5 protein-coding genes are annotated in these 6,221 nt (G+C 42.1%); 1 reads left to right on the forward strand and 4 read right to left on the reverse strand.

Annotated features, from left to right (window positions below; genetic code table 11):
• Positions 1–11: 11 nt before the first annotated feature.
• The 4 genes from HC723_RS12515 to HC723_RS12530 form a co-directional block, all read right to left on the reverse strand.
• Entirely contained in the window at positions 12–821 is an 810-nt protein-coding gene (locus HC723_RS12515) for a 3'-5' exonuclease (RefSeq protein WP_342365732.1), read from the reverse strand.
• A gap of 1 nt (position 822) precedes the next feature.
• Complete coding sequence (locus HC723_RS12520; RefSeq protein ID WP_190339338.1) at positions 823–2,718, reverse strand: DUF294 nucleotidyltransferase-like domain-containing protein; 1,896 nt, start codon at positions 2,716–2,718, stop codon at positions 823–825.
• A 213-nt stretch (positions 2,719–2,931) separates the two neighbouring features.
• The gene (locus tag HC723_RS12525) at positions 2,932–4,563 is read right to left on the reverse strand and encodes a sodium/sugar symporter (RefSeq protein ID WP_153448782.1); all 1,632 of its coding nucleotides are present in this window, start codon (positions 4,561–4,563) and stop codon (positions 2,932–2,934) included.
• A gap of 122 nt (positions 4,564–4,685) precedes the next feature.
• The gene (locus HC723_RS12530; RefSeq protein WP_153448781.1) at positions 4,686–5,684 is read right to left on the reverse strand and encodes a substrate-binding domain-containing protein; all 999 of its coding nucleotides are present in this window, start codon (positions 5,682–5,684) and stop codon (positions 4,686–4,688) included.
• A gap of 155 nt (positions 5,685–5,839) precedes the next feature.
• Between HC723_RS12530 and HC723_RS12535 the strand changes: the two genes are divergently transcribed.
• On the forward strand, positions 5,840–6,202 hold the full coding sequence (locus HC723_RS12535; protein WP_238925479.1) for a ParB-like protein: 363 nt from the start codon (positions 5,840–5,842) through the stop codon (positions 6,200–6,202).
• Positions 6,203–6,221 lie beyond the last annotated feature (19 nt).

The raw sequence follows: 6,221 nt of genomic DNA on the forward strand, positions 1-6,221 counted from the left end.
GCCTGATATCCTCATTGTGATTTTTGATACAAGATCCCGATCGGCGCGATGGCTTGTCCAAATAAGCGCCTTTTTTGTGCCAGAAAAAGCTCTGCGGTGGCGGTGGCATCCATCAATGCGTTGTGGGCAGGGTAGTCGGGTAGCTTATAGAAACGACGTAAAGCCGATAAGCGAAAATCATTTTGATAGCGATTGTTTAAAATGGTGGCTTGCTCAATTTTGAGGGTATCTAACCAAATTAATGGCAAGTCGATAAGGTTGTGAGACAGAAAGAATTGGCTTAGAAAACGGGTTTCTATGGTGGTGCCGTGGGCGATCACAAGGCTGCTTGGTAGGCTTTCAAAAAAATGCTGCATCGCTTGTTCAATTGAAATACCCATTTTCTGCTGCTCTGGCAAAATATGGTGCAACGAGCGAGCAATATTATCGGTTTCATTCTCTTTTGTGGCTGCGCTTGCTACCGGTTGGTTAACGATAAAATGTTGCGCCGTACTTAGCTTAATCACGCCTTTAATGATGTGTACCCAGCCGATACTAACGATATGATCGCTACTAGGATCAAGCCCAGAGGTTTCAAAGTCCACCACCGTAAACGACAGGTCTTTGCAGTCTTGTTTTGGATTTGGATAAGGCTGCACAAGCAAGCGCTGTAAGTATTGTGGCAGTGGCTGCTGCGAGTGCTCTTGTACTTGTTGTAAAAGTGTTTGACGGCGTTTTTCTAACCGCAGTAAAGGGTGACGGTTAGAGAATAAGTTCATCATGTTGCCAAGCTTACCTTTGCTGGTGAAACGAGACGGGTGTTTTTCAATTTGGTCTGGCACCTTAGCCTCCAAATTTCATTTTTATCAAATCTTGAAAGCTTGAAATAATTCGGAAAGCATCTTTTAAATGCTGACGCTCAAAACTGCCAAATAAGTCAGGTTGGAGTTGGTTATCAATGCCGCAATCCTTTTGTATTGCTTGCAACTGGTGTTGATAGCGCAATTGATTGACATAATGATAGGTTTCACTCAGATCTTGATAACTTGAATCATTTAGCACCTTAGTGTCGCGTAAAAAATCAATCCGTTCACTGGTATTGAGGAGGCTGGCTTGTTCACTTAGAGGAGCAGACTCAGCGAGCAAGTTTTGCTTCATTAAATAATAAATCCGAACTAGATCGACCACGCAACTGATGGCCGCTTTTTTGATGTTGAGGACTTTATTGTTATTGCCGTCTTTTTCGAGCACCAAATGTTGGAATATTCCCAATGGTGGGCGAGTTCTAAGCGCATTACGCACTAAGGCCACGGTTAATTGCATATTATTGGTGACAAGCTTATGACGACAATCATCGACTTGCTTAAATAAGGCGAGATCGCCATAAACAGGGCGTATTTCTAAAAACACATTCAAATTAAGCAATAACTCGTATTCAGGGTTAGTGCTCCATTTACGATAATATTCCTGCCAAATTTTTGCCTTTTGACACCATTGATGGGTCGCGGCCATAAAGCGGCCTGTGCATAGGGTGTAGCCTAATTCGGATAACGATTTACAAATGCTCATCGCAAAGTGATTGAAGTAGATCCGATCAGATGCGGTGGCGTTATCAGCCAGAATAATCGCATTGTCTTGGTCGGAGGCTAAATGTACCTCATTGCGGGCATGGGATCCGGCTACAATCCAAGTGAACGCGCAGGGTGGTTGGCCAAAGTTTTTTATGGCTAATTCGATTAAGCGATGGGTAAAGGCATCGTAGATCAAACTCAATACTTGCCCAATAATGGTTGGCGAGGAATTGCTCTCCATTATGCCTTCAAATGCGGCGTTACGTTGTTTGGATAAATCGATCAGCTCAACAATGGATTTTGCATGGCGGATCTTATCGAGTAAGAAAATAGACTGGACGCTGTTATTTTGTATGAGGTGCTGAGGGGTAATAAATCCAGTGACCTGTTTATTATGGTTTAAAACCGGTACATTTTGGATGTTGTGCTTCATCATTAATTGCACAGCCGCGATAACCAATTCATCCTCATACACGCTATAAAGTTGTTGCGACATGATTGAGCTTATCGGATCGCGAACATTTTTCGCTTCAGCAACCACACGCTTAGTCATGTCTTTATCGGTGATCATCCCGATCAGTGTTTTATTCTCATCGACCACAAAAGCACAGGATACGCCAATCACATTTCGCATTTGATGGGCAACGGCTTGAATGCTGTCACTGGGCGAGGCAATGGCAAGGCGGGTGCTGGCAATGTCGCTATTAGGGCGAAGATATTGTGCCTGAGAATAGTGGTGATTATTTTGCTTAATATTTTGGGCATGCAAACGTGTTTGTTGGTTAGATGCGAGTTGTGCCGCTATTCGAGGATGATCGGAGACGGCTTCAATTAAAGCATGATAATCAAATCGATAGAGTAAAGTATTTTCTAAGGCAAAAATAGAATAACCAAATTCAGAATCACTTTGCTGTAGGTTAAAGCCAAAGATATCTTCCACCCCAAGCTTGGCGCGTAGGCTACCGTCGAGATTGTTTTGTTGCACCACGCCGGTTCGAATAATGTATAGGTAAGGTTTGTGATCGCCTTGATCTAAAATCTCGTCACACCCTAATAATAAGATATCTGCGGTATGGGCAATATCATTAAGTGCATTTTGAGGTAGCTGACTGAAAGGCGAGATGTTTTGCAGAAAGAATACAATATTGGGCAACAATTCATTATTCATACAGGTTGCCTATCCTTATCTTATTTTCCCGATTTAAATTTTAGACTGTAAAAACAAAAGCTTAACAGGCTATTCATACTGATCGTTAATGCCGAGAATCTAGGAGTTAATGATTATTGGGTATTCCAAATCTAATCACAATCAGTATGAATAGCCCCATCAAAAGATGAGGCTAGAAGGTGTTTCTTGGTTAATTAATTACCAGGATACCAATTACCAGAAGACTGAGTACAGTACCGCAGTAATAATCATGATCACATAAGCGGCAACATTGAAGCTACGCTCGGTGGTAAACATGGAAGAATTTAATGCAATCGCTTTAGGGTCATCATCATAATCAGAAGAGCTCAAGCTAGTAAATGCAATCACTGCCATGGTAAATAGAAGCGTGTAAAGCATTTGGTCCATGAAAGGCATGTTCAGTGGCATGAATTTCAAGAACAAGGCGAATGGGATAGATAAAATCACACCGGTAACCGCGCCTTTGCTGTTGGTTTTCTTCCAGAATAGACCAAGTAGGAATACCGCCAAGATACCAGGACTAACAAGACCTGTGTATTCTTGAATGTATTGGAATGCTTGACCAAGGTTGCTTAGCATTGGCGCGACTAAACATGCAATAATAAGCGCTACGATAGCCGAGATACGGCCGACGTTAACCAGTTTATGATCGCTTGCTTTAGGACCAATGAACTCTTTGTAAATATCCATAGTAAAGATAGTTGCAGTTGAGTTCAGCATCGACGCTAATGAAGAAACAATTGCAGCAGCAAGTGCGGCAAACACGATACCTTTAAAGCCAACAGGTAGGAATTGAGTTAACCAAGGGTAGGCTTTATCCGCATGCGCTAAAGAAGGCATGTTCACCATTGCAGTATTACCCAGCTGTGACATTAGCTCTGGAGAAGAGGTGATCACGTAAGCCGCAATACCAGGAACCACTACTAGGAATGGCACGATCAATTTCAAGAACGCTGCAAACATAATCCCTTTTTGTGCTTCAGGAACCGATTTAGCCGCTAAAGTACGTTGAATGATGTATTGGTTGAAACCCCAGTAGTATAAGTTCGCCACCCAAAGACCACCGATAAGTACCGCGATACCTGGAAGGTTGACATATTGAGGGTTGCTTTGGTCCAAAATCATTTGGAAATGCTCAGGAGCCGCTTCTGCCATTTTAGACAAACCGCTAAACCAACCGTCTGCGCCACCAATAAAACCAACTGCTAAATAGGTGGTTAATAGGCCGCCGAGAACTAAGAAGAACACTTGGATAACATCGGTCCACACTACCGCAGACAAACCGCCATAAATAGAGTAAATCAACGCAAATAAAGCCAGACCAATAATAGAATACATTAGTGGAATGCCAAGAATAGTTTGTAGTGCCAAACCGCCTAAGTATAAAACTGAGGTTAAGTTAACAAACACGTACAATCCGATCCAGAATACCGCCAATATGGTTTTCAAATTTTTGTTAAAGCGTTTCTCAACAAATTCTGGAATGGTATAGATGCCCTTATCAATAAATACAGGGAGGAAGTATTTACCCACAATGATAAGGGTAATAGCTGCCATCCACTCATACGATGCAATCGCAAGGCCGATAGAAAAGCCAGAACCCGACATGCCAATAAACTGCTCAGCAGAAATGTTAGCTGCAATTAATGAAGAACCGACCGCCCACCAAGGCAGCGATTTACCTGCTAGGAAGTAATCTTCAGTACCTTTTTTAGTACCTTTTTTATCTCGGGAAACCCAAAGACCAACACCAATTATAATTGCCACATACAGCGCAAATACAACGATGTCGATAGTACCTAATCCATTTTCTACATGAGACATAGTATTGAACCTATCGTTTGTTGTGTGAATTTGGAAGAAGTGTAAACGTTTACAGGCTCAGGCGGGGTGATAAATGTCACAAAGTGTTACATTTGTGTTTATTTCAATAAAAACTCTAGGAATTAGTGGGCTATAACCGAGACACGCTTGACCAAGGTCGGTACAAACATTTGTGTTTCTGCTTGAGCCGGTTCTTTGTTGGCCAGCCTTAGTGCTAATGCGGCGGCTTTTTCTGCCATCATTTGAATAGGGTAGCGCACGGTGGTGAGTTTTGGATGCAAGTACTTTGCAATCAGGCCGTTATCAAAACCAATGATCGACATATCGGCTGGCGCTTCAATGTTATTTTCCTCAAGCACAGAAAGCGTTCCAGCGGCCATATAATCGTTATAGGTCGCAATGGCGGTCAAAGGTTGATTTTTTGCCAGTAAATTGAGCATAGCCATCTCGCCGCCTTGTTCATCTGGGCTGCCGTATTCAATATAGCTTTCACAGTCCGGCAGGTGATTATCTTTTAGAGCTTGTAAATAGCCGGCTTTGCGTTGATGGGTATCTTCGATGTCATGGTTTGAGCAGATATAACCGATATGTTGGTGGCCTTTTTTGATCAAGTATTCAGTGGCAAGGTAGGAACCACGATGATTATCGAGTGCAATACAGCGTTGGGCTATTTCAGGAATATGTCGATTGATTAACACCATGCCTGGAATTTCTTTGGCAAAGCCAATCAACTCGTCATTACTGAGCGCTTTAGAGTGGATCACCAAGGCTTCACAACGATGGTTGATCAACAGTTCAATCGCCTCACGTTCTTTTTGTGCGCTATGGTAGCCATTACCAATTAATAAATGTTTACCCTGCGCGGTGGCAACGGTATCAATCGCTTTTACCATAGAACCAAAAAACGGATCGGATACATCACCGACTAAAACGCCCATGGTTAATGTGGACTGGCTAACTAAAGCGCGCGCGGCAGCATTAGGACGATAGCCTAATTTTTTCATCGCAAGATTAACCGTTTCAATTGAAGCTTTACTTGCTTTCGGTGATTTATTGATCACGCGTGAAACGGTCGCGATGGAAACATTCGCTTCTTTTGCTACATCTTTAATGGTTGACATAGTGGTTTGTTCCAGAATTTTTTATGCCATTAAACGTTAATAATAGCGCGCTAGAGTGGATAACGTTTACACATTGTGATTTATTCAGCTTACACTAACGTTTTGTTATTGTATTTTCTAGTTTTTATTATCTCTTCGACCACAAGGCTAATCTCATGATGAGAAGTTCTCATGTTAACAACGGATTGAAACGTATTATTTTGACTGTTGCTGCTTTTTTACTGCCAGTGGCTTTGGTCAGTGCTAAGCAAAATATCCCGCATTCGGAGGGGGATGTGGTGTCAGTGTCTTTAGGGGATTTGCACCCAACCCAAGCTTTAATTGGTCGTGATCAAGTGTTGTATAAATTGGCTAACTATCAGAAAAAACCGAAGAACCTATTTGATGATGTGTGTGAAGCCAATGGCCAATATTCTGGTCTAATCGATCTGGACACCTTGATTGTGGATAATACGATAATCAATCGAGGTGAATATGAATACAAAACGTCAATATCGAACTTATACGAAAGAATTTAAAGAAGAGGCAATCGGCCTT

It is taken from the genome of Vibrio sp. S11_S32 (genome assembly GCF_014694465.1).
GTDB lineage: Bacteria > Pseudomonadota > Gammaproteobacteria > Enterobacterales > Vibrionaceae > Vibrio > Vibrio algicola.

Bases quoted from the DNA above. Each gene is read 5' to 3' on its own strand.
- HC723_RS12520 (WP_190339338.1), bottom strand. From the start codon at position 2,718: ATGAATAATGAATTGTTGCCCAATATTGTATTCTTTCTGCAAAACATC.
- HC723_RS12525 (WP_153448782.1), bottom strand. From the start codon at position 4,563: ATGTCTCATGTAGAAAATGGATTAGGTACTATCGACATCGTTGTATTT.
- HC723_RS12530 (WP_153448781.1), bottom strand. From the start codon at position 5,684: ATGTCAACCATTAAAGATGTAGCAAAAGAAGCGAATGTTTCCATCGCG.
- HC723_RS12535 (WP_238925479.1), top strand. From the start codon at position 5,840: ATGATGAGAAGTTCTCATGTTAACAACGGATTGAAACGTATTATTTTG.